Here is a 23,233-nt window from a genome sequence, read left to right as displayed (position 1 = left end):
GTCCAAGCCTCGCGATAACGATTCAGGCCGCCGGATACCGGCGGGCGTTCAGATTCCCAGGTACGCCTTGCGCACGGCCTCGCTGCTGGCCAGCTCGGCGGCTGGGCCTTCCAGCTGGATCTCGCCGCGCTCCAGGATGAAGGCATGGGTGGCGATCTCCAGGGCCATCTCGGCGTTCTGCTCCACCAGCATCACGTCCACCCCCTCGGCGGCGATGTCCTGGATGATCTGCGCGATGGTGTCGACGATGGCCGGCGCCAGCCCGATGGTGGGTTCGTCGAGCAGGAGCAGGCGGGGCTTGGCCATCAAGGCCCGCCCCACCGCCACCATCTGCTGCTGGCCGCCGCTCAGGCTGCCGGCCAGCGAGCCCAGGCGGCTCTTGAGCGCCGGAAAGCGCGCCAGCACGCCCTCGATGCCGTGCCGGATGGCGCGTTTGTCCTTCTCTCGATAGGCGCCCAGCTCGAGGTTCTCGCCGACCGTCATGCCCTTGAACAGGCGGCGGCCTTCCGGCACCAGCACCAGGCCGCGTTCGACCAGGGCGTCGGGCGCCAGGCCGGTGATGTCTTCGCCGTAGAGCCGCACGCGGCCGGCGGCGGGCGCGACCAGGCCGGTCAGCGCCTTCATGATGGTCGACTTGCCCGCGCCGTTGGAGCCGACGATCGTGGCGATGCTGCCTTTGCGCACCGCGAAGCTGGCGGCGTTGACTGCCGGCACGATGCCGTACTTGACCGACAGGCCGTCCACGTCGAGCGCATGGTCGTTATTTTTCATGCCGTTTCCCCAGGTAGGCCGAAATCACGTCCGGATTGGTCTGGATTTCCTGCGGCGTCCCCGTGGCGAGGAATACGCCGTAGTCGAGCACGACGATGCGGTCGCAGATATCCATGACGGCCTTCATGTTGTGCTCGACCAGCAGGATGGAGATGCCGTGCTCCTCGCGCATGCGCCGGAAAATCGCCAGCACTGCCATCGCCTCGGTCTGGTTCAGGCCGGTCAAGGGTTCATCCAGGCACAGCAGGCTGGGACGCGCCGCGAAGGCGATGGCGATGCTGACCAGGCGCTGCAGGCCATGCGGCAGGTTGCCGGCGACTTCGTCCAGCACCTCGGTCAGCCCCATGAGCGCGGCCGTCTCGCGTACCCGCGCGTCGCGCTCGTGCCGCTGGCGCAGCATCGCAAAGGTGCCCACGACGATGTTGTCGTACACCGTCATCTCGCGCAGCAGGCTGTCGTGCTGGAAGGTACGCACCAGGCCCTGGCGCGCGATCCGCGCCGGCCCCAGACCGGTGATGTCCCGCCCCTTGAACGCGAGCCGCCCGCTGGTCGGCTTGTAGTACCCGCTGACCACATTGAACGTGGTGCTCTTGCCGGCGCCGTTGGGCCCGATCAGACCCAGGATCTCGCCCTCGCGGACCTCGAAGCTGAGGTCCTTGACGGCCACCAGCCCGCCGAAGCGGCGCGTCATGCCCTCGACTTTCAGTAGAACTTGAGCATCCATGGCGCCACCTACGCTTGCGATTTGGCCGCCGCGCCCAGCTTGGGCGGCCGCCTGTTGAAGTACCGGCCCAGGCCGATCAGGCCGCCCGGCATCAGGAGCACCGAGATGACAATCGCCGCGCCATAGAAGATATGCTCGTAGGGCCCGAAGCTGAGCGCGAACTGCCCCAGCAGGGTCAGCACGATCGCGCCGACCACCGCGCCCAGGATGTGCGACTCGCCGCCCACCTTCAGGTACGCCAGCGCGTAGACGGCCAGCAGGAAGCCGAAGTCGCCCGGGCCGATCACGTTGTTGGCATAGGCCAGCAAGGCGCCGGCGATCCCGGCCACGAAAGACGACACGCCCAGGCACAGCACCTTGGTCAGGTGCACGTTGATCCCCACGGTCTCGACGATGGCATCGTTGTTGCGGATGGCCACCAGCACTTTGCCGAAATCGGATTTCTCCAGGCGCCACAACACCCACAGCAAGGCCAGCACGACGGCGATGACAAAGGCGGGGTAGTACGCCTCCAGGTAGGCCGGCGCGAATATGCCGATCATGCCGGAACTGCCGCCCACGGCCTCGGTCTTGGTGTAGATCATGCGGATCACTTCGGTGAAGGCGAAGCTGATCAGCATGAAGTACGCCCCCTTGGCGCGCAGGGTGATGTATCCGAACACCAGGCTCACCAGGCCGGCGAACACGGCGCTGGCCGCCAGGGTGAGCAGGAACGGCCATTCGAGCTGGACCGCGGCCACCCCGGCCATATAGGCGCCCAGGCCCACGAAACCGGCGACCGCGAAGTTGAGTTCGCCGATGAGCGTGACGAACCGGAAGCTGGCGGTGATCAGCACATTGATCGCCAGCCACAGCACCAGGCTGGCGGCGAGGCCGCCGCCCTGTAGCAGACCGCCGGCCAGCGCCACCAGGACGATGGCGGCGGCTGCCGGCGTGAAGAACGGTTTAGCCATTTCCCAGGATCCCCTTCGGACGAACGAGCAGTACAAACATGGTCAGGGCGAACATCGTGATGGTGGCCCAGGTGGGGTCGAAGTAATACCCGCCCAGGCTCTCTATGACCGCGATCAGGACGCTGCCCAGGATGGCGCCGGGAATGCTGCCCAGGCCGCCGATCACGATGGCGATGAAGCCGCGGATGAGGTAGTCGTTGCCGATGATCGGGCTCGATACCGTGACCGGCGAAAGCAGGACCGCGGCGATCGCCGCGAGCACGGTCGCGATGAGGAAGCCGGCCAGGGCGATGCGGCGGTAGGGAATGCCCTGGAGCATGGCGGCCTCATGGTCCTCGGCCACCGCACGCAAGGCCTTGCCCAGGCGGCTGGAAACGATCGTCCAGCACATGAACACGGCCACCAGCAGCGCGCAGCCGGTGATGATGAGGCGCTGGACGGTAACGAACGCGCCCAGGATGTTCACCGTGCCCTCCACCAGCGTGGGCAGCTTGGTCGGCACGCCGCCGAAAGTCTCCAGGAAGACCCCTTGCAGCAGCAGCGAGAGGCCGACCGACACCACGAAAGAGCCGGTCATGTCGCGCAGGAAGCGCTTGAGGGCGAACTTGTAGATAAGCCCGCCCAGCAGCAGCGTGGCCGCGATGCCCAGCACGCCGCTCAGCGCATAGGACACGATGAGCGGCAGCTGCGCGCCGACCAGCAGCGGCACCAGCACGCCCATGACCAGCAGAGGCAGGGTGAAGAACTCGCCGTGCGCGAAGTTCACGATCCGCATGACGCCGAAGATCAGCGTCAGGCCCAACGAGAACAGTATGTACGCCGCGGCGATCTGCAGACTGTTCATGGTCAATTGCATGTAGACGTCCAACTTCTCCCCCCTCCTCCAGTGCCGGCCCCGCCGGTTCAGTTCGACTTCGCCAGGCGTTGCTGCAGCTCTTGCGGCACGACCCGCTCGACTTCGACCAGCTTGCCGTCCTGGATCTGGGTGATCATGATCGGGATCAGCATCTGCTGGGGCGAGCCATAGGTTTGCGCGCCGCCGAACGCGGTCTTGCCGTACGAGGTCTCGAAGACAATCGTGGGCAGGGCCTTGACGATGTCCGCGGGCTCGATGCTGTTGGCGGCCTCCATGCCGGCCTTGAGCGCGTACACCGAGTCGTACGGCGCCAGCTGCAGCGGATTGAGCGACTCGCCGATGGCCTTCTTCATGCCTTCGTTGAGCTCGCGCTGCTTGGCGGTAGCCTGCGCGCCTTCGTAGTCGCCGGAAAAGCCCATGTACACGCCATCGGCCGCCTTGCCGCCGATCTCGACCAGCTGCGCCGCGCCGGTGCCCACCGGCTGGACCTTGACGCCGTTCCAGCCCAGCACGCTGAGCTCACGGAACACCACGCCCGCGTCGGCCGGCGGCGTCACGCCCAGGTCGATCGCATCCGGCTTGACCGCCGCCAGCTTCTGGGCGATGGGCTGGAATTGCGTGGTGCCGCGCTCGTACCAATTGACGGAAACGACCTTGACGCCGAGTTTTTCCCAGGCCTTCTGCGCCACGGGTTCGGTTTCCTTGCCGGTGGCATCGTTCGGGTTGAGCATGGCCACGGTCTTGATGGCGGGATGCTTGGCCTTCACGTAGTCATAGAGCGGCGCGAGGATCTCGAACGGCGTGTTGGATTGCGTCAGCGTGTAGGGCTTCTGCGGGCCCTTGACCGTCTTGCCCCAGGCCGAGGTGAACAGGATGACGCCGTTGCGCTCGGTCAGCGATTGCAGGGCCAGGATGGGCGCGGTGCCGATGCTGCCGACGACATAGCGCGACTTGTCGCGATTGACGATGTTCTGCGCCACCTTGGTGCCCTCGGCGGCGTTGTACTTGTTGTCGTAGGCGCGCACTTCGAATTTATAGGTAGTGCCGCCGATCTTGACGCCGCCGGCGTCGTTGATCTCCTTGGCCGCCTGCTTGGCGGTCCACTCCTGGCCCAGCCCCCAGGTGGCCGCCGCGCCGGACATCGGCGCCGACACGCCAAGAATGAGGGTCTTGGATTCCTGCGCGTGGGCACTGCCCGCCGCCATGACGAGCGCGGACAGGGAAGCGGCCGCGAGCGCGTGTTTGAGTTGCTTCATGGTATCTCCTTGTTGTAGATGTTGTTGCCGGTTTGCACCGGCTCTTGCCGGTTGGCCGGCATGCCGCGGGGCGGGCAATGGCGCGTGCCCTATGCCGCACTCGCCGCGCGCCCGCCGCGCATCCAGCGGGCCATGGCTTGCGGATCGTCCGCATCCACGTACTGCGAAACGCTTTTGAGCAGGCCCAGGTCGAGGCTGGCCAGCTGCGCCAGCTTCAGGGCCAGGTGCAGGTCCTTGCCGACGATCTGGTGTATGGCCGCATAGGCCTGCTCGGAGCGCGCCCATGCGCCGTATTGCGCGCGCGCGGTGGGCGCATCGGCCGTAAGGAAGTTCAGGCCAGTGCTGACCGACAGGATGGGCGTCAGGCTTTCGAACGCCACGCCGTGGCTTTCGGCCAGTTCGATGGCTTCGGCCGTCAGGAACATATTGGCCACGCACAGCATGTTGTTGATGACCTTGGCGATTTCGGCCGAACCCAGCGCGCCGCAATGAAAGAGGCGCTCGCCCATGGCCTGCATCAGCGGCCGCACCGCCTCGACATCGGCGGTCTCGCCGCCCATCATGATGGTGAGCGTGCCGGCCTCGGCGCCGACGATGCCCCCGCTGACCGGCGCATCGACCAGGCGCGCGCCCACGGCCGCCAGCGGCGCCTCGAGCGCGCGCAGCGTATCGGGCAAGGTGGTGCTCATCATGCAGACGATCGGCCGGTGTCCCGCGGGCACGGCCTGGGCCAGGCCCTGCCCGCCGAGCATGGTTTCCATGATCTGGGCATCGTTGGCCAGCAGCACCACGACCGCGTCGGCGGCCGCGCAGTCCGATATCGACGCCGTCACCCGCACGCCCTCCTGCGCGAACGCCGCCAGCACATCCGGGTTGCGGTCGCACACGATGAGTTCGAAGCCGGCGCGCCGCGCGCAACGCGCCATGGGCGCGCCCATGTTGCCAACGCCGATGAAGGCCACGGTCTTGATAGGTGTCATGATTGGTTTGCGCCCTAGATCGCGATGTCCTGGTCGAACGCCGGCGCGCGCTTTTCCATCAGGGCGCTGACGCCCTCCTTCGCCTCCGGACTGCCAAAGCCCATGAACTCGAGCGCCAGCGACGTATCGAAGATCGGGCCCGCCTGGCGCAGCCAGTTGTTCAGGGCGTACTTGGTCCAGCGCAACGCGGCCGGCGCGCCGGCCGCCAGCCGTTGCGCGATCTCCAGCGCCTTGTCCTCCAGGGCGTCGTCCTCGACGCACAGGGACACCAGGCCCAGGGCCTCGGCCTGTTCGCCGTTGAGCGGCTCGCACAGCATCAGGTGGTACTTGGCCTTGGCCATGCCGCACAGCAGCGGCCAGACGATGGCGGCATGGTCGCCCGCGGCCACGCCCAGCTTGGTGTGGCCGTCGACGATGCGGGCCGACTTCGCCGCCACCGAGATATCGGCCAGCAAGGCCGCGACCAGGCCCGCGCCGACCGCCGGGCCGCGGATGGCCGAGACGATGGGCTTGGAACAGTTCACGATGTTGTAGACCAGGTCGCGCGCCTCGCGCCACACACGGGCCCGGACCTTGAAGTCCTCGTTCATTTCCTCGAGCATGCTGAAATCGCCGCCCGCGGAAAAGGCGCGCCCGGCGCCGCGCAGCACCACGGCGCTGACATCGGGATCCGCATCGATGTCGCGCCATACGTCGGCCAGCTCCGCATGGCCGCGCGAATCCAGCGCGTTCATGCGTTCGGGCCGGTTCAGCGTCAGGCGCAGCACGCGCGGCGCGGGACGGTCGAATTCGATCACCTGATAGTTCTGATAGCGCTCGGTTCCAGTCACTTCCAACTCCAGAAGAGGCCCCGCCGGGCAAGCCCGCGGGCACGACGACGCAGGGTCGCGGCAGCGGCGCCGGCATGTCGGAAAGGCTGCGACAAACGGGCCGATTTCGAGCCGTCATTGTGCGTTCCGCATGGGCGATATCAAAGGTAACCATTGCACCCTTACTGTGCATTGATGCACAATTGGCGCATGGACAAGTACCCCGAATGGAATGACCTCAAGGTCTTTCTCACCGTCGCCCGCCTGGGCACCATCTCATTGGCGGGCGAGCGTCTGGGCATCGAGCACTCCACGGTTTCGCGCCGCATCGACCGGCTCGAGGCCAAGCTGAAAGTGGTGCTGTTCGACCGGCGGCGCAGCGGGTATTCCCTGACCGACGCGGGCAATGCGCTGATCCCGCACGCCGAGAAGATGGAAAGCGTCCTGCTGGCCGCCGTCGAGGAAAGCCTCGGGCTGGCGGACTTCATCGAAGGCACGGTGCGCGTCGGAACCCCCGAGGCGTTCGGCATCAACGTGCTGGCGCCCAGCCTGGCGCGGCTGCGCCAGACGCACCCCGGGCTGAATGTCGAACTGATGGCGCAGCCCCAGTTTCCCAGCCTGGTCACGCGCGAAGTCGAGATACTCGTGACGCTGGAACCGCCGGCCATGGGGCGCTACAAGGTGGCCAAGCTGGCGCAGATCCATTACTTCCTCTATTGCTCGGCCGGATACAAGAAGTCCCACCCGCCCATCCGCCAGCTGAGCGACGTGGCGCAGCACGAGTTCGTGGACTACATCCATGACGGGTCCGTCAGCGAACGCTATCGCGTGCTCGAAGAGCTGGTGCCGCAGCCCCGGCGCAGCTTCACCACCACCAGCGTGCTGGCGCAGCGGGCGGCGGCGGTCGCCGGCATGGGGCTGGTGCTGCTCACGCCGTACGTGGCGAATGCCGGCCAGGCCGACCTGGTCGAGGTGTTTCCCGGCCGGCCGCTCATTACCCGCAGCCTGTGGATCGCCGCGCCCGAGGATCTGCTGCGGATCAAGCGCTACCAGTCGGTGTGGAACTTCATCCGCCAGCTGATGGCGCAGCACCCCGATCTGTTCCATCCCCCGAGCTGAGCGCGCCGGGCCCAGCCGGCGGCGCGCCCCCGGCTGTGCACAGATGCACAATAAGCGTGCGCCAGATCCGTTGTTCCAGCGCGGTGGCTTCAATAGTATTGAGCCCTCGAACCGACGACATTCAACCCTGGAACTTCGGCTGGAAAATGACCAAGATTTTCGAAGACGCGGCCGCGGCATTGAGCGGCGTAATCAAGGATGGCCAGACCATCGCCGTGGGCGGCTTTGGCCTGTGCGGCATTCCTTCCACGCTTATCGAGGGCCTGCGCGACAGCGGCGTGGCCAACCTGACCTGCATCAGCAATAACGCGGGCGTGGACGATTTCGGCCTGGGGCTGCTGCTGCAGACGCGCCAGATCAAGCGCATGATCGCCTCGTACGTGGGCGAGAACAAGGAATTCGAGCGCCAGTACCTCAACGGCGAGCTGGAGCTGGAATTCAATCCGCAGGGCACGCTGGTCGAGCGCCTGCGCGCCGGCGGCGCGGGCATCGCGGCCTTCTTCACCCGCACCGGGGTCGGCACCGTGGTCGAGGAGAACAAGGAAACGCGCGACTTCGGCGGCGACACCTACGTCATGGAGCAGGCCCTCAAGGCGGATGTCTCGCTGGTCAAGGCGCAGCGGGCCGACACGTCGGGCAACCTCGTCTTCTCGCGCACCGCGCGCAACTTCAACCCCGAGGACGCGATGGCGGGCGGCGTCACCATCGCCGAAGTCGAGGAGCTGGTGGAGGCGGGCGAGATGGACCCCGACGCGGTGCACCTGCCAGGCATTTTCGTGGACCGCATCATCGTGGTGCCGAACCCGGAAAAGCGCATCGAACGCAAGAGTTTCCGTACGCGCGGTCAATAAGGAGCACCCGGACATGGCTTGGACACACGAACAAATGGCCGCGCGCGCCGCGCGCGAGCTGCATGACGGCGACTACGTCAACCTGGGCATCGGCCTGCCGACCAAGGTGGTGCAGTACGTACCGCAAGGCATGCAGGTCTGGCTGCAATCGGAGAACGGGTTGATCGGCATCGGCCCGCCGCCCTATGAGGACGAAATCGACGCCGACCTGATCGACGCCGCCAAGCAGACCATCACGACGGTGCCGGGCGCGTCGATCTGCTCGTCATCCATGTCGTTCGCCATGATACGGGGCGGGCACATGGACCTGACCATACTCGGCGCCATGCAGGTCAGCGCGTGCGGCGACCTGGCCAACTGGATGATTCCCGGCAAGATGGTCAAGGGCATGGGCGGCGCCATGGACCTGGTGGGCGGCGTGCGGCGCGTGATCGTGCTCATGGAACACAACACCCGCGACGGCGGCCTGAAGATTCTCGAGCAATGCTCGCTGCCGCTTACCGGCAAGCGCGTGGTGCACCAGATCATTACCGACCTGGCCGTCATGGATGTCACCGCCGACGGGCTGGTGGTCACCGAACTGGCGCCGGGCGTATCGGCCGAGATGGTGCAGGAGAAAACCGAGCCGCGGCTGGCCTTCGCCTGCCACTGAGACAACGGGCGCGCGCCCTGCGCGCCCGCCCCCGGCGTCACACGTCCACGCCCAGGCGCCTGTCTATGCTTTGCGCCAGCCGCGCCAGGTAGGGGCCGAACTCCTGCTCGGCCCGGCCATCCTTGACCGCATCGATAGGCAGCGTCAGGTTGATGGCGAACGGCAGGTCGCCGGCGCGATAGCGCAGCGGCGCCGCCAGGCCGGCCAGCTCCGGCCGCCAGCTGCCATAGCTGGTGCAGAATCCCGTGCGCGCAATCTGCGCGAAAGCCTCTTCCAGCGCGGCCCGCGCGGCATCGCCCTGTTGCGGCTCCTGCTCCAGAAGCAGCGGCATCAGCAGCTCGCGTTCGGCGGCATCGAAGGTATAGAGCAGCGCGCGGCCCATGGCCGTATGCAGCAAGGGGCGCGACGAGCCGATGTCCGGCTTGGCGCCGTTATTGCCGCGATCGTGGATGGTGTCCACGTAGACCACTTGCAGCCTGTCGCGCGTACCGATGGAAACCGGCCCCCCCGCTTTCTCGGACAGCGCCGCCAGATCGTGCTCGGCCACGCGCCGCACGGTCAGCTGCAGCAGCAGCGGATAGATCAATGACAGCACGCCGGGCGCCAGCGAGTAGCGCTTGCTGGCGTCGTCGCGGCGCAGATAGCCCAATGTGACCAGGGTGAAAGTCAGGCGCGCCACGGTGGGACGCGACAGCCCCAGCGCCTCGGAGATTTCCTTGTTGCCCAAGGTGGGCTGCGCGGCCGAGAAGCAGCGCAGGATGTCCAGCCCGTTGGCGAGCGTCGAGGCAAAGCGCGGTTCGTGCTCGAGCTCGGCGCGCGGCACCAGGTCGAACGGCAGGTTAGCCATGATTGACATCCTCTCCAAGCTCAGAATATAAAACGACACTCAAATAATTATTCATCAATTCCATTATATTGAATTTAATCAACATGAGCAACTTCACCAGCGGCCGCCGCCTGCTGCGCTTCGCGGTTGTCGCGGATTCGCACCTGAACCCCGTGAACGCGGGCAACACCTCGCCGTGGCAGACCAACCATCTGGCCAACCCCCGCAATGAGGTGGTGGTGGCGGCGATCAACCGGATCGCGCCGGCCTTCACCGTCCACGTGGGCGACGTGGTGCACCCGCTGCCGCATTCGACCGACTATGACGGCGCTGCGGATTTCGCCACCACGCTGTACCGGGGACTGCAGGCGCCGTTCTATATCGCCCCCGGCAACCACGATATCGGCGACAAGCACCTGCCCGGCAACCCGGCCGCCTGCATTTCGGCCGACAGCTGCGGCAAGTACGAGCAACACTTCGGCGCGCAGTGGCAGGCCTTCACCGAAGGCAATGTCTGTTTCATCATTATCAACGCCTGCCTGCTCGGCTCAGGATTGCCGCAGGAAGACGCGCAATGGCAGTTCCTGCAAAGCCGGCTCGCCGAGGAAAAGGCAGCCGGCCGGCGGCTGTTCCTGTTCACGCACTACCCGCCGTTCGTCACGGCGCCGGACGAGGAAAACCATTACGACAATATCGACCACGGGCCGCGCCGCCGCCTGCTGGAGCTTACCGCCAGCGCCGGCGTGGAGGCCTTGTTCGCCGGGCACGTGCACACGTTCTTCCTGAACCGCCATGCGGGCATGTGGTCCTATGCGCTGCCGTCGTCCACCAATTTCCGCCAGGACTACGCCGAGCTCTTCCGCGTCGAGCCGGGCGAAGAGCTGGGCCGCAACGACCTGGGCAAATTCGGTTTCTTCGTGGTCGATATCCACGAACACGGCCATATCGCGCGCTTCGTGCGCACCTATGGCTCGACCGACCCGGCCCAGGGCGAGGAGATCGCCCTGCAGGTGGAAGGCGACGTGCGCGAGCACGCGGCCGGCACGGTTGCCGCCGACTTCCGCCACGATTGGGCCCGCGTCGAAGCCCTGCCCTACAACCCGCCGCTGGACGCCTTCGTGCGCAAGCGCGTACGCAACGACTATTACATCCTGAACCTGTGGGATGCCGGCATGCGCGGCGTGCGCCTGCCGATCCACGACATCGCGGACGAACAGGCATTCGAGCGGGTCAGGCTGCTGGGCGAGCTGGGCCACCGCTGTCTGGTATTCGGCACCGCCGTGCCCGACGCGCACCTGCTGGAGCGGCTGGCCTCGCTCGGCCCGGCGCTCGAGGGCTATGAATGGATAGGCCCGGACAGCGCGATCGCCGCGCACGCCGCCGGCCAGTTCGCGCGACGCGGCATCCGCCTGTTCGTCGCGCCGGTCATGCAGCCGCCGTCGAGCCACTCGCAAGGCCAGTACGACCACAACATGACCAGCGGCATCGCGCTTGGCGAGCTGGACCACCTGGCGCGCTTTCGCCCCCAGCGGGCCGACGCGTCCGCGCCGGGCGTGGTGGTGCGCATCGCCGGCGACGAGCCGGTGCTGGAATCCGTGCGGCAGGCCGTGGAGCAGGCGGCCAGCCATGGCGTCGCCATTGCGCTGCACATCAACCTGGCCAACCGCAAGTCCGCCCTGGTCAACGACGATGACCAGGCCCAGGCGGCGCGAGTGGCCGAGGCGGCCATCGCCAAGGCGGCCTATCCCGATGTGCCCATGACGCTGGACACCTTCATGGATATCGACCGTGGCTACTTCGCCCGCCATGGGCTGGTGGACCGGCGCAACAACCCGCGTCCGGCCGCCACCGTGCTGCGCCGGCTGTCCGAACGCCTGCGCGGCCACGCGGTGCGCATCGGCGCCATTACGCGCGAGCCCGCCCAATCCACCGTGCGCATCGCGCTCGGCGACCAGACCCTGGATGTACGGATCGGCCGGGACATTTCGTTCTGACGCAATCCGGCCCGTGCTGCGCCAGCGCAGCCGCCCCTTGAGGAAAAACCATGATGAAACGCCTGGCCCATACCCTTGCCGCCCTCGCCGCCACGCTGGCGGTGGCGTCCCCTGCCGCCGCCGCGCAGTGGCCCGAAAACCCCTTGCAGATGATTGTGCAGTTCCCCCCCGGCAGCACCACCGACGCCGTCGCGCGCGACATCGCGATGCGACTGGAGAAGCAAATCGGACAATCGGTGGTGGTCGTCAACAAGCCTGGCGCCGGCGGCATCGTCGGCGTGTCGAATATCGCGCGCGCCAAGCCGGACGGCTACACCCTGGGCACGGTCAACTACCCGACCCTGACCATCATTCCGCACCAGCAGGCCGTGCCCTACGACCCCCTGAAGGACTTCAGCCACCTCGCCGTGGTGGGCCCGTACGACTATGGCATCTTCGTGCGCGCCGACGCGCCGTGGAAGACCTTCAAGGAACTGGTCGACTACGGCAAGGCCAACCCCGGCAAGCTGTCGTTCGGCACGCTGGGGGCCGGCACCACCAACGAACTGGTGATGAACCGCCTGGGCCGCGACCTGGGCATGCAGTGGCAGTTCATCCCCTACAAGGGCGACAACGAGAGCGTCACCGCCCTGATCGGCGGCCAGATCGACGTGGTCAATGCCTCGGCGAATGCGACCCTGCCGCAGGTGCGGGCCGGCAAGCTGCGCATGCTGGTGTCGTCCGGCCCCGGCCGGTGGAGCGCGCTGCCCGATGTCCCCGCGCTGCGCGAAACCGGGCTGGTCGACTATGCGCAGGAGTCCTATTTCTCGCTGGCCGCGCCTGCCGGCATTCCGGCCGTGGCCCAGGAAAAACTGGCCCAGGCGCTCAAGACGGTGCTGACCGACCCGGAAGTGATCGAATCGTTCCAGCAGAAATACGGCCAGGCCGTGCGGTACGAGGACGGCGCCAGCTACGCCAAGACGGTCGCCCGCGACTACCAGCGCTGGTCCGCCGGCTCGCCGGCCAACGTCGCAAAACACTAAGCAACCAGGCTGATCGTGCCCGGGATTCCCCGTCCCGAGGCACGGTGTGCCTGTCCCCGCATGGGGACTGGCGCACGCAGACTCCAGGGGGCCTGTCCCCGCCGGGACAGGCCCCTCCTGCGGGGTCAGTTCGTTCCGCCCCCCCCGATCACTTTTTTCTTGACCGCTGCGCGCTTGCCTGCCTAGAATCCCCGACACAATGGTACGTACCATTAAATAGTCCGCACCAAATAACAACCCTGTCGGAGACAACCATGTTCAAGCAAGCCCTGGCCGCCGTGGCCGTCACCGCCGCGCTCTGTACGGGCGGGGCTGCGCACGCCGCGTATCCCGGCTCCGCCGTCACCATCGTCGTGCCGTTTGCCGCCGGCCAGACCGGCGACATCATTGCCCGCCTCGTCGGCAAGGAGCTGGCCAGCCGGCTCGGCCAGGCCTTCATCGTCGAGAACAAGCCGGGCGGCGGCGGACGCATCGGCACCGCGTTCGTGGCCAAGGCCAAGGCGGACGGCCATACGCTGCTGCTGACCAGCACGGGGCCTTACGCGATTGCCCCGGCGCTCTATCCCAAGACCACGCACTACGACCCGGTGCGCGACTTCACCGCGGTAGCCGAGCTGGCATCCACGCCGCAGATCATCGCCGTGTCCAACGACCTGGGCGTGACCTCGCTGGCCGGCCTGGTGCAGGCGGCCAAGGCCGGGGAGCTGTTCTACGGTTCGGCCGGCCTGGGCTCGACCCAGCACCTGACCATGGAATTGCTCAAGCAGAAGCTGGACTTCCCGATGACGCATGCGCCGTTCAAGGGCAGCGCGGAATCCAAGCTGAAGGTGATGAGCGGCATGCTGGCGGCCACCTCCGATTCGCTGCCGGCGATCTACGGCAACATCCAGGCGGGCCAGCTGAAGGCGCTGGCCGTGGTGGACGACCAGCGCTCGGCCTACCTGCCCGACGTGCCCACCCTGGCCGAGGCGGGGTTCCAGAACCTGTCGACGGTGGCTTTCTTCGGCCTGGTGGCACCCCAGGGCACGCCCCAGGAAGTCGTGGACACGCTCAACAAGGAATTGCTGCAGGCCGTGCGCACGCCCGAGTTCGTGGAAAAAATGCGGGCGCAGGCGCTGACCCCGCCGCAGGCCCGCACGCCGGAACAGTTCAACGCCTACCTGCATGACCAGGTAGCGCGCTGGAAAGGAATCGTGGAGGACGCCCACGTCGCGGTAGAAGGGTATTGAGCGCCGCCGCCGGCCTGGCCGGCGCGGCGCCCGGCTGAACCATTTTCAAGAAGCAAGGGTGCAAAATGCGTGAGATTCACGTCAACGAAATTACCGATACCGTCGCTCGCCTGTGCATCGACGCCTGCCACCTGCTGCCGGACGACCTGGTCCGCAGCTTCCACCAGGCCGCCGAGCGGGAGGTGTCGCCGCTGGGCAAGTCGGTGCTGCTCAAGCTGATCGACAACGACCGGATCGCGCGCGAAAACCAGGTTTCGTATTGCCACGACACGGGCCTGACGATCGTCTATGCCGACGTGGGCCAGGATGTGCACATCGTGGGCGGCGATTACGGACAGGCCGTGCAGGCCGGCGTGCGCAAGGGCTACGCCGAGGGATTCATGCGCAAGTCGGTGGTCAGCGACCCCTTGCTGCGCGTCAACAGCAATGACAATACGCCGGCGGTGGTGCACACCGAGATCGTGCCCGGCGCCGATATCCGCTTCACGGTGGTGCCCAAGGGCGGCGGCAGCGAAAACTGGAGCACGATGAAGTTCCTGCTGCCCGGCGAGGGCGTGGCGGGCGTGAAGCAGTTCGTGCTGGCGGCCATCGAGGCGGCCGGCGGCGCCGCCTGCCCGCCCTTGACCGTGGGCGTGGGCATAGGCGGCAGCTTCGACAAGGTCACGGCGATCGCCAAGCAGGCCATCCTGCGCGACATCGGCCAGCACCATCCCGAGCCGCACATCGCCCAGCTCGAAACCGAGCTGCTGGAAGCCATCAACAAGACGGGCATCGGCCCGCAGGGATACGGCGGCATGACGACGGCCCTGTGGGTGGCGGTCGAAACCTACGCCTGCCACATCACGGCGCTGCCGGTGGCGGTCAACATCCAGTGCCACGCCGGCCGTCGCCAGACGGCGGTGATCTGAGGAGAACCCATGACGACGCACTATCTCGACACGCCGCTCACCGACGACGCGATCCGCCAGCTGCAGGCGGGCGACGAGGTCTTTCTGTCCGGCGTCATCTATATGGCGCGCGACGCCGCGCACAAGCGCTTCATCGATACCCTGGCGCGCGGCGAGCCGCTGCCGGTGGACCTGACCGGCCATGTGGTGTTCTACGGCGGCCCGGGCCCGGCCAAGCCCGGCCACGTCATCGGCGTGGTGGCGCCGACCTCGGCCTACCGCATGGACCCATACGCCACGGTCCTGTTCGACCACGGGGTCAAGGCGGCCATCGGCAAGGGCAACCGCGGCCCGGCCATCCGCGAATCGTGCCGCGAGAACGTGGCCGTCTGCTTCTCGGCCATCGGCGGGATTTCCGCCATGCTGTTCTCATGCATCAAGTCGGCCACGCTGGTGTGCTACGAAGACCTCAAGACCGAAGCCGTGCAGCGGCTGGAGATCGAGAATTTCCCGCTGCTGGTGACCAATGACGCTCATGGTCGCGACATGTATGATGAAGAGGTAAAAAAATACAGGCAGCTGCTCAACGCTTGAGGTGACGGCCCGGGGCGGTTGGCGCCCGCGGCCCGGCCCGCCTGCCCCAGCCTTCCCGGAACCCGCTTTGCGCTATACAGAACTCGCCAATACCCTGGTCAAACGCATCACCGAGGGCCAATACGAAATCGGCGACCAGCTTCCCAACGAACTGGCGCTGGCCGCCCAATTCCAGAGCAGCCGCAGCACGGTGCGCGCCGCGCTCGATATCGTCGAAGGGCTGGGCCTGGTGACGCGCAAACGCCGCTCCGGCACGGTAGTGTGTTCGCGCACCACCAACAACCAGTACACCAAGTCGGTCCACACCATCGAGGATCTGGTCAATTACGCCAGCCACACCGAACGCCAGATCCTGGAGGTCAGCCCGGTGGTGGCCGACGAGGCGCTGGCCCAGGCGCTCGAATGCAAGCCCGGCACGACCTGGCTGCGCGTGCGCATGCTGCGCGTCGAGAAGGACGCGGCCCATACGCCGCTATGCTGGAACGACGCCTATATGCTGCCCGACGTGGGGCAGCGCATCGTCGGCAAGATCCCGAACGGTTCGGGCCTGCTGTGCCGCATCATCGAGAACGAGGCCGGCATCGCGGTGGCCGACATCAAGCAGAGCATCGGCGCCACCGCCATCGAAGGCGAGATGGCAAGCCGGCTGGGCGTGGCGCCCGGCACCCCGGGCCTGGAAATCACCCGGCTGTACGTGGACCGCGCCAACACGCCCTTCCTGATTACCGTCAACACCTATTCGGCGCACAAGTTCCGCTTCACGTTCTGGATGCACCGCTCGGACTCGCACTGAGCCGCCGCCGCTTCAAGCGGGCGGCGGACAGGCCAGGATCGCCTGCGCCTGCATGAGGACGGGGCGGTCCACCATCTTGCCATCGACCGCCACCGCGGCCCCGTCGGCCGCGGCCGCCGCGTCCACCACGCGCCGCGCCCAGGCCCGCTGCGCCTCGGACGGCGCGAAGCCGCGCCGCACCGGCGCGATCTGGCCGGGATGGATCAGCAGCTTCGCGCCGAAACCGAATTGCCGCGCGCGCAGTACTTGCGCGGCAAGCGCCTCGGGGTCGCGCAGGTCCACGCAGACGCCATCGATCGGCGCGGGCAGTCCGGCCAGCCGCGAGGCCAGCACCAGGCGGCTGCGGAAGTAATGCAGGGGCTGGTCGTCCTCGCCGATGCCCAGATCCAGCATCAAGTCCACCGACCCGAACATCAGGCGCGCCACGCCCTCGGCGCCCGCCACGGCCGGCAGATGCGCGTAGCCTTCGGCGCTTTCGATCAGCGGATAGAGCAAGGCCCCGGGCACCGCCGCCCGCACGCGCGCCAGCGCATCGGCGTCGGCCGCCTTGGGGACCACCACGTGCGCCACGCCGAGCGCCTGGCAGGCAGCCAGGTCGGCCGCGTGCCAGGGCGTATCGGCCGCGTTGATGCGCACCAGCAGGGTCACCCGCTGCGCCTGGGCGCGCGCCGCATGGCCGTCCCATCCGGCGCGCAGGCTGTCGAGCGCGGCCGGCTTGTCGGCCGGCGCCACGGCGTCCTCCAGGTCGACGATCACCGCATCGGGGCCGGCATCGATGGCCTTGGCGATCCGCTCGGGGCGGCTGCCCGGCACGAACAGGTAGGTCTGGGCCGGCGCGCTCATACGGCTTTCGCCTCGCGCAGCGCGGCGATCCGGTCGGCCCCGAAACCCAGCCCGGCCAGTATCGAATCGGTGTGCTGGCCGACGGCGGGGATCGGATCCATGCGCGATCCGGCCTCCTGCCCCGGCGGCAGCAGGGCGGGTATGGGGCCGGCCGGCGTATCGACGTCGCGCCAGCGCTCGCGCGCGCGCAGCTGGGGATGCTGCCAGAGATCGTGCATGGTGTTGACGCGCGCGTTGGCGATCCGGGCCTCGTCCAGCCGCTCCATGAGGGTGGCGGAATCCAGCGCCGCGAAGCATTCGACGATCAGCGCGCGCAGCGCCTCGCGATGCTCGTTGCGCAAGGCGTTGCTGGCAAAGCGCGCATCGGTGGCCAGCCCGGGCTGGCGCAGCACGGTGGCGCAGAACGCGGCCCACTCGCGCTCGTTCTGCAGCCCCAGCATGACCGTCCTGCCGTCGCCCGCCGGAAACGGCCCGTACGGGTAAATGGTGGCATGGGCCGCGCCGCTGCGCGGCGGCGGCGGCGCGCCGTCATAGCTGTAGTACAGCGGAAAGCCCATCCATTCGGCGGTGGCTTCCAGCATGGACAGGTCGATGCGCTTGCCCTTGCCGGTGATGCCGCGCTCGATCAGGGCCGCGAGGATGTTCGAATACGCGTACATGCCGGCCGCGATGTCCGAGATCGAACAGCCGGCCTTGGCCGGCTCGTCGGCGCTGCCGGTCACGCTGAGAAAGCCCGCCTCGCTCTGCACCAGCAGGTCGTAGGCCTTGCGGTCGCGGTACGGGCCGCTGTCGCCGTAGCCCGAGATGTCGCATACGATCAGGCGCGGATACCGTCCGGCCAGCGTGGCGTAGTCCAGCCCCAGGCGCGCGCTGGCGCCTGGCGCCAGGTTCTGCACCAGCACGTCCGCGCCGGCCAGCAGCGCGTCGAGCACGGGAGCCGCCTCGGGATGCTTGACGTCCAGCGTCAGGCTCTCCTTGGAGCGGTTGGTCCAGACGAAATGGGAGGACAGGCCGTTGACGCGGCCGTCGTAGGCGCGCGCGAAGTCGCCCACTCCCGGGCGCTCGATCTTGATCACGCGCGCGCCGAGATCGGCCAGCTGGCGGGTGGCGAACGGCGCCGCGATGGCCTGTTCGAGCGAGACGACGGTCAGGCCGCTCAGGGGAAGTGTCATAGCCATACTCCTGGTTCAGATGCCACAATCTACCGGCTGGGCGGCCGGGGAAGGAAATACGGTTTGCGCATACGGCCATAAGAAAAGCCTATCGCCCGCCACGGCGCGACCGGAACAAAGACCATGGACATTCGAGGACTACGCTATTTCGTTGCCATCGTGGACTGCGGCAGCCTGACCAAGGCGGCCGAACAGGTGCGCGTGGCCCAGCCCGCCCTGAGCCAGCAATTGGCGGCGCTGGAAGCCGAGCTGGAAGTGCCCCTGTTGCTGCGCAGTTCGAAGGGAGTGGCGCCCACCGACGCCGGCTCGGCGCTGTATCGCCACGCGCGCGCCATTCTCAAGCAGCTCGAAGCCACCCGCGACGAGGTGCGCACGGCCGGCGCCATGGTGTCGGGCACCGTCGCCATCGGCCTGCCCACCACCGTGGCGGCGCTGGTGGCCATGCCCTTGCTGCGCGCGGTGCGCGCCCGCCATCCCGACATCCGCCTGCAGCTGTTCGAAAGCATGAGCGGCTACATCGGCGAGCTGCTGGCCAACTGGCGGCTCGACTTCGCCATCCTGTTTCGCGACGCCGACAGCCGCATCGTCGAGCTCGAACCCCTGGCGCAGGAAACGCTGTACCTGATCGGACAGTGCGGCGCCAGCCTGGCGCCCGACGGACAGGACAGCGTAGCGCTGCAGGCGCTTGGCAGCCTGCCGCTGGCCCTGCCCAGCGGCGCGCAGGGGCTGCGGCTGCTGATCGAGCGCTCGTTCGCCCAGGCCGGCATCGCGCTGGACGTGGTGGCCGAGCTCGATTCGCTGCCCTGCCTGCTGGGCGCGGCGCAGGAAGGCCTGGCCTGTACCATCCTGCCGGCCTCGGTGCTGGCCGCCACGGGGATGCAGACGCCCTGCTGGCGCATTACACCGGAAATCCGCCGCACGCTCTCGCTGTGCTGGCCGCGCTCGGGGCCGCGCACGCCGGCCGCCCAGGCGGTCGAGGCCATACTGCGCGAAATCGTGGCCGAGCGGCTGGGCGAGGACGGCACCCTGGGCTAGCCCGCGGGCGGCCCGGGCGCTCTACAATCGGCAGCGCCCGGACGTCGAGCCGGGCGTATTGCCGGCCGCGCCCGCGCGGCCCATCGCACAAGAAGAGGATTTGCCTTGATACCCGGTTCAAGAATCGCGTGGCTGCTGTGGCCGACCGTGCTGTGCAGCCTGTCGGTCGTGGTGTATGTGTTCCATGCGTACCTGTTCCAACGCTATCTGCCGGGATCGAACCCCGAGTCGTTCCGGCGTTTCAGCGCGGCGGCCGCCTTCTACGCCTTCGCCTGGCTGCTGGCGCGCATGGCCGCCGCCGCGCTCACGCGCAAGGCCAAGAAAAAGCGCAAGACCCCGCGCCTGTTGCGCGAGCTGGTCTCGGCCACGCTGTTCGCGATCGCCACGGTGGCCACCATCGGCGTGTTCCTGGGCCAGTCGGCCGGCGGCATCCTGGCCAGCTCGGGCCTGATCATCGCCATCCTGGGCTTTGCCATCCGCAACGTGCTGGCCGACGTCCTGTCGGGCATCGCCATCGGCGTGGAGGCCCCCTACCGAATCGGCGACTGGGTGGGCTTCGACGCCACCATACGGGGCCGCGTCACGGAAATCGGCTGGCGCACCACGCGCATCCTGACGCCCAACGACACCTACATGATCCTGCCCAACAGCCAGATCTCGCGGCAGATGCTGACCAATTACAGCGCCCCCCGCAAGCAATACCAGGGCGAGCTGGAAATCGTCCTGAGCCACGATATTTCGATTTCGGACGGCAAGCAGCTGCTGTTCGACGCGGCGCTGTCCACTTCGCCCGCCGAAAGCCTGGCGCCAGGGCAGAAGCCGCGGGTCCGCGCCACCGCGTACACCGCCGAAGGCGTGACTTACAAGATTAAGTACTGGGTCCCCCAGTTCTCCGACAGCACCGACTGCCGCGACGCCATCCTGGTGGCCATCGACGACGCGATCCGCAGCCAGGGCCTGGCGCTGCCCGTCGCCGCGCCGCCTCGGCCGCAAGCCATCGCGCTGCGCCAGCCCGACACGCCCGACAACCCGGGCGCCTGACCCTTTCCCGCCGCCTCGCCGACCCGCCCCGTTGACCTGACGGGGCGGGCGCTGGCGCGTGTCCGCCGCCCGCGCCACCCGTGAAATCCCTCATGCCGCGAACCCGCAAAAGCGTTGCGGCGCCGATATCCATTGATGTATATAGTCATGTATACATTGATATTTCCCCACACATCCCTCCCTCACCAAGGACAGATCCATGACACAACTCAACGGCGCCGAAGCCATGGTGCGCATGCTCCAACTGAATGGGGTCAAGCACATTTTCGGGCTGTGCGGCGACACCAGCCTGCCGTTCTACGACGCGCTGCAACGGCTGGACCACGGCATGGAGCACATCCTGACGCGCGACGAGCGCAGCGCCGCCTACATGGCCGACGCCTACGCGCGGGTAACGGGCAAGGTGGGCGTGTGCGAGGGGCCCAGCGGCGGCGGCGCCACCTACCTGCTGCCGGGCCTGGTCGAGGCCAACGAGTCGTCGGTGGCCGTGCTGGGGATTACTTCCGACGTATCGGTGGGCTCGCGCGGCAAGTACCCGCTGACCAAGTGGAACACCACCATCGACCGCGCCGACCAGATTCCCGGCGCGGTGCGCGCGGCCTTCCGCGCCATGACGACCGGCCGCCCCGGCACGGCGCACCTGTGCCTGCCGTACGACGTGCAGAAGCACGAGGTCGACCCCGCCGACGTGTGGGCCCAGCCCGGGCACGACCGCTTTCCGGCGATGCGCTTCGCGCCCGACCCCGCGGCCATCGAGCAGGCCGCCGCCCGCCTGGTGGGCGCGCGCGCGCCGGTCATCCTGTGCGGCGGCGGCGTGGTCATCTCGGGCGCCTGCGCGGCCCTCGAGGAACTGGCCGTCACCCTCAACGCGCCGGTCTGCACCACCGTCAGCGGCCAGGGCAGCCTGGCCGACACGCACCCGCTGAACGCCGGCGTGGTGGGCTCCAACGGCGGCATCCTGGCCACCCGCGCGGTGCTGGCCGATGCCGACGTGGTGCTGCTGATCGGCTGCCGCGCCGGCTCCACGTCCACCGAACACTAGCGCTTCCCCAGCCGCGAGGTGCCCATCCTGCACATCGACTCCGACCCGATGGTGATCGCCGCCAATTACCGCACCGACGTGGCGATGGTGGGCGACGCGCTGCTGGCCCTGCAGGCGCTCAACCGCGAAGTGCACGCGCGCATCGACGCCCGCCCCACGGACGCGGTCGACGGCAAGGCCGTGGCGGCCAAGGCGAAGGGCGCCAAATTGGCGGCCCTGCAGCCGCTGGCCGCCTCGCTGGATGCGCCCATCAGGCCCGAGCGCGTGGTCGATGCGCTCAATCGCCTGCTGCCGGCCGAGTCGGTGGTGGTGGCCGACCCGGGCACGCCCTGCCCTTATTTCTCCGCCTATTTCGAAGCCTCCAAGCCAGGCCGCCACTTCATCACCAACCGCGCCCACGCCGCGCTGGGCTTCTCGATGGCTGCGGGCATGGGCGCGGCCATCGGCCGGCCGTCCGCCAAGGTAGTGTCGGTCATGGGCGACGGCAGCTTCGGCTTCACCGTGGGCGAAATGGAAACCATCGTGCGCCGCAAGGTGCCGCTGCTGATGATCGTGCTGTCGAACTCGGTCTACGGCTGGATCAAGGCCAGCCAGAAGGCCGGCTACCAGAAGCGCTACTTCTCGGTCGACTTCAACCGCACCGACCATGCCCGCGTCGCCGAGGCCTACGGCGTCAAGGCGTGGCGCGTCGAGGACCCGCGCGAGCTGGACGGCGTGCTCAAGGCCGCCATCGAGTACGGCGGCCCGGCGCTGGTCGACATCATCGTCCAGCCGCTGCAGGAAGCGGCGGCCCCGGTCAGCCAGTGGATGGGCTGAGGCCCGCTTCCTCGAACACGACACGGGCGGGCACATGACCAGAACAGAACCGGACCAACCGATGGGCGCGGCGCCGGCCGGCCTGGACCATGTCGGGCTGTACGCGCACGACATGGACGCGGCGGCCGCCATGTACCAGCGGCTGGGCTTCACGCTGACGCCGCTGTCACAGCATTCCGGCACGCACGCCGTCACGCGCGAGGTGGTCAAGGCCGGCATCGCCAATCGCTGCGCCATGCTCGGGCACGGCTATATCGAGCTGGTCGCGGTGGTCGACCCGGCGCTGGACCTGCGCGGCATTCCGGAAGGACTGGCGCGCTATGCCGGCATGCACATCGTGGCGTTCGACACCCCGGACCCCGGACAGCGCATCGCCGCGCTGCGCGAGGCGGGCTTCGCGGCCGAGCCCGGCGTGCTGCAACGCTATATCGACACCGCCGACGGCCCGCGGCTGGCCCGCTTCAGCCAGGTGCGCACGCCGCGCCAGGCCATGCCGGAAGGACTCATCCTGACCTTGCGCCACGAAACGCCGGAACTGCTCTGGCAGGCGCGCTACATGGGTCATCCGAACGGCGCGCGCGCCCTGGCCGCGGCCATCGTGGCGGTCGAAGACGTGGACGCCGCGGCGGCGCGCTATGCGCGCTACCTCGGCGTGCCGGCCGAGCGGCGCGGCGGCGAGGCCTGGTTCACGCTGCGTTCGGGCAGGCTGGCGCTGGTCGACCAGGCCGCGCTCGCGGCGCGCCTGCCCGGCAGCACGGCGCCGGCCCTGCCGTTTCCGGCGGCGCTGGCCGTCGAAGTGGACGATCTGTCACGCACCGCCGCGGTGCTGGACGACAACCAGGTTGCCTACCGCCGCGCCGGCGGGCAACTGACCGTGGCCGCCCGCGACGCGGGCGGCGCGGCCGTCATTTTCTGCGCCAACGCCGAGGCGGCCTTTGCAGGCGCGCCCGAGGAACCCTGATACAGCC

The 23,233-nt window shown here is 68.0% G+C and carries 22 protein-coding genes and 1 pseudogene; 13 read left to right on the top strand and 10 right to left on the bottom strand.

Going from position 1 to position 23,233, the window contains the following annotated elements; all coding sequences use genetic code 11:
* Positions 1-48: 48 nt before the first annotated feature.
* The 7 genes from LK409_RS22255 to LK409_RS22225 form a co-directional block, all read right to left on the bottom strand.
* On the bottom strand, positions 49-771 hold the full coding sequence (locus LK409_RS22255) for an ABC transporter ATP-binding protein (RefSeq protein ID WP_003807587.1): 723 nt from the start codon (positions 769-771) through the stop codon (positions 49-51).
* Positions 761-1,495 carry an ABC transporter ATP-binding protein gene (locus tag LK409_RS22250; protein WP_003807586.1) on the bottom strand — a complete coding sequence of 245 codons (735 nt, stop codon included), beginning with the start codon at positions 1,493-1,495 and terminating at the stop codon, positions 761-763. Before LK409_RS22250 ends, LK409_RS22255 begins: the two co-directional genes overlap by 11 nt.
* Before the next feature lie 8 nt (positions 1,496-1,503).
* Positions 1,504-2,448, bottom strand: a complete 945-nt coding sequence (locus tag LK409_RS22245) for a branched-chain amino acid ABC transporter permease (RefSeq protein WP_010927432.1) — start codon at positions 2,446-2,448, stop codon at positions 1,504-1,506.
* A complete protein-coding gene (locus LK409_RS22240) occupies positions 2,441-3,304 on the bottom strand; it encodes a branched-chain amino acid ABC transporter permease (RefSeq protein ID WP_041937341.1) in 864 nt (287 codons plus the stop codon). Before LK409_RS22240 ends, LK409_RS22245 begins: the two co-directional genes overlap by 8 nt.
* Before the next feature lie 47 nt (positions 3,305-3,351).
* Complete coding sequence (locus LK409_RS22235) at positions 3,352-4,560, bottom strand: ABC transporter substrate-binding protein (RefSeq protein ID WP_010927430.1); 1,209 nt, start codon at positions 4,558-4,560, stop codon at positions 3,352-3,354.
* Positions 4,561-4,649: 89 nt separating this feature from the next.
* Positions 4,650-5,540, bottom strand: a complete 891-nt coding sequence (locus tag LK409_RS22230) for an NAD(P)-dependent oxidoreductase (protein ID WP_003807578.1) — start codon at positions 5,538-5,540, stop codon at positions 4,650-4,652.
* Positions 5,541-5,554: 14 nt separating this feature from the next.
* Positions 5,555-6,370, bottom strand: a complete 816-nt coding sequence (locus tag LK409_RS22225) for an enoyl-CoA hydratase/isomerase family protein (RefSeq protein ID WP_010927429.1) — start codon at positions 6,368-6,370, stop codon at positions 5,555-5,557.
* A 153-nt stretch (positions 6,371-6,523) separates the two neighbouring features.
* Between LK409_RS22225 and LK409_RS22220 the strand changes: the two genes are divergently transcribed.
* The 3 genes from LK409_RS22220 to LK409_RS22210 all read left to right on the top strand — a co-directional run bounded on the left by LK409_RS22220 (position 6,524) and on the right by LK409_RS22210 (position 8,971).
* On the top strand, positions 6,524-7,468 hold the full coding sequence (locus LK409_RS22220; RefSeq protein WP_010927428.1) for a LysR family transcriptional regulator: 945 nt from the start codon (positions 6,524-6,526) through the stop codon (positions 7,466-7,468).
* A gap of 146 nt (positions 7,469-7,614) precedes the next feature.
* Entirely contained in the window at positions 7,615-8,319 is a 705-nt protein-coding gene (locus LK409_RS22215) for a CoA transferase subunit A (protein ID WP_010927427.1), read from the top strand.
* 13 nt (positions 8,320-8,332) lie between these two features.
* A complete protein-coding gene (locus LK409_RS22210; RefSeq protein ID WP_003807569.1) occupies positions 8,333-8,971 on the top strand; it encodes a CoA transferase subunit B in 639 nt (212 codons plus the stop codon).
* 37 nt (positions 8,972-9,008) lie between these two features.
* Here the strand turns inward: LK409_RS22210 and LK409_RS22205 are convergent, their stop codons facing one another.
* Positions 9,009-9,818 carry an IclR family transcriptional regulator gene (locus LK409_RS22205; RefSeq protein WP_003807563.1) on the bottom strand — a complete coding sequence of 270 codons (810 nt, stop codon included), beginning with the start codon at positions 9,816-9,818 and terminating at the stop codon, positions 9,009-9,011.
* An 83-nt stretch (positions 9,819-9,901) separates the two neighbouring features.
* On the opposite strand from LK409_RS22205, the gene LK409_RS22200 reads away from it, so the two are divergent.
* From LK409_RS22200 to LK409_RS22175, 6 genes are all read left to right on the top strand, one after another.
* The gene (locus LK409_RS22200; RefSeq protein WP_010925779.1) at positions 9,902-11,791 is read left to right on the top strand and encodes a metallophosphoesterase; all 1,890 of its coding nucleotides are present in this window, start codon (positions 9,902-9,904) and stop codon (positions 11,789-11,791) included.
* Positions 11,792-11,841: 50 nt separating this feature from the next.
* Entirely contained in the window at positions 11,842-12,813 is a 972-nt protein-coding gene (locus tag LK409_RS22195; RefSeq protein WP_003807559.1) for a tripartite tricarboxylate transporter substrate binding protein, read from the top strand.
* 254 nt (positions 12,814-13,067) lie between these two features.
* Complete coding sequence (locus LK409_RS22190; protein WP_003807556.1) at positions 13,068-14,042, top strand: Bug family tripartite tricarboxylate transporter substrate binding protein; 975 nt, start codon at positions 13,068-13,070, stop codon at positions 14,040-14,042.
* Positions 14,043-14,107: 65 nt separating this feature from the next.
* Positions 14,108-14,950, top strand: coding sequence for a fumarate hydratase (locus LK409_RS22185; protein WP_010927425.1), 843 nt, complete (start codon positions 14,108-14,110; stop codon positions 14,948-14,950).
* A 9-nt stretch (positions 14,951-14,959) separates the two neighbouring features.
* The gene (locus tag LK409_RS22180; protein WP_010927424.1) at positions 14,960-15,523 is read left to right on the top strand and encodes a fumarate hydratase C-terminal domain-containing protein; all 564 of its coding nucleotides are present in this window, start codon (positions 14,960-14,962) and stop codon (positions 15,521-15,523) included.
* 67 nt (positions 15,524-15,590) lie between these two features.
* Positions 15,591-16,316 carry a GntR family transcriptional regulator gene (locus LK409_RS22175; protein WP_050450674.1) on the top strand — a complete coding sequence of 242 codons (726 nt, stop codon included), beginning with the start codon at positions 15,591-15,593 and terminating at the stop codon, positions 16,314-16,316.
* Between the two features lie 12 nt (positions 16,317-16,328).
* On the opposite strand, the gene LK409_RS22170 is transcribed toward LK409_RS22175, so the two are convergent.
* Both LK409_RS22170 and LK409_RS22165 read right to left on the bottom strand, forming a co-directional pair.
* A complete protein-coding gene (locus tag LK409_RS22170; protein ID WP_010925778.1) occupies positions 16,329-17,159 on the bottom strand; it encodes an HpcH/HpaI aldolase/citrate lyase family protein in 831 nt (276 codons plus the stop codon).
* On the bottom strand, positions 17,156-18,337 hold the full coding sequence (locus LK409_RS22165) for a CaiB/BaiF CoA transferase family protein (protein WP_003807546.1): 1,182 nt from the start codon (positions 18,335-18,337) through the stop codon (positions 17,156-17,158). Before LK409_RS22165 ends, LK409_RS22170 begins: the two co-directional genes overlap by 4 nt.
* A 117-nt stretch (positions 18,338-18,454) precedes the next feature.
* Here LK409_RS22165 and LK409_RS22160 point away from each other — a divergent pair, with 117 nt between their 5' ends.
* From LK409_RS22160 to LK409_RS22145, 4 genes and pseudogenes are all read left to right on the top strand, one after another.
* Positions 18,455-19,366, top strand: a complete 912-nt coding sequence (locus tag LK409_RS22160; protein WP_010927423.1) for a LysR substrate-binding domain-containing protein — start codon at positions 18,455-18,457, stop codon at positions 19,364-19,366.
* Positions 19,367-19,471: 105 nt separating this feature from the next.
* Complete coding sequence (locus tag LK409_RS22155) at positions 19,472-20,407, top strand: mechanosensitive ion channel family protein (RefSeq protein WP_076879787.1); 936 nt, start codon at positions 19,472-19,474, stop codon at positions 20,405-20,407.
* 199 nt (positions 20,408-20,606) lie between these two features.
* Positions 20,607-22,265: pseudogene (locus tag LK409_RS22150) on the top strand (thiamine pyrophosphate-binding protein).
* A 34-nt stretch (positions 22,266-22,299) separates the two neighbouring features.
* Entirely contained in the window at positions 22,300-23,226 is a 927-nt protein-coding gene (locus LK409_RS22145; RefSeq protein WP_010927422.1) for a VOC family protein, read from the top strand.
* Positions 23,227-23,233 lie beyond the last annotated feature (7 nt).

Source organism: Bordetella parapertussis (genome assembly GCF_020735925.1).
Classification (GTDB): domain Bacteria; phylum Pseudomonadota; class Gammaproteobacteria; order Burkholderiales; family Burkholderiaceae_B; genus Bordetella; species Bordetella pertussis.
This window is presented reverse-complemented; position numbering and strand designations above follow the sequence as displayed.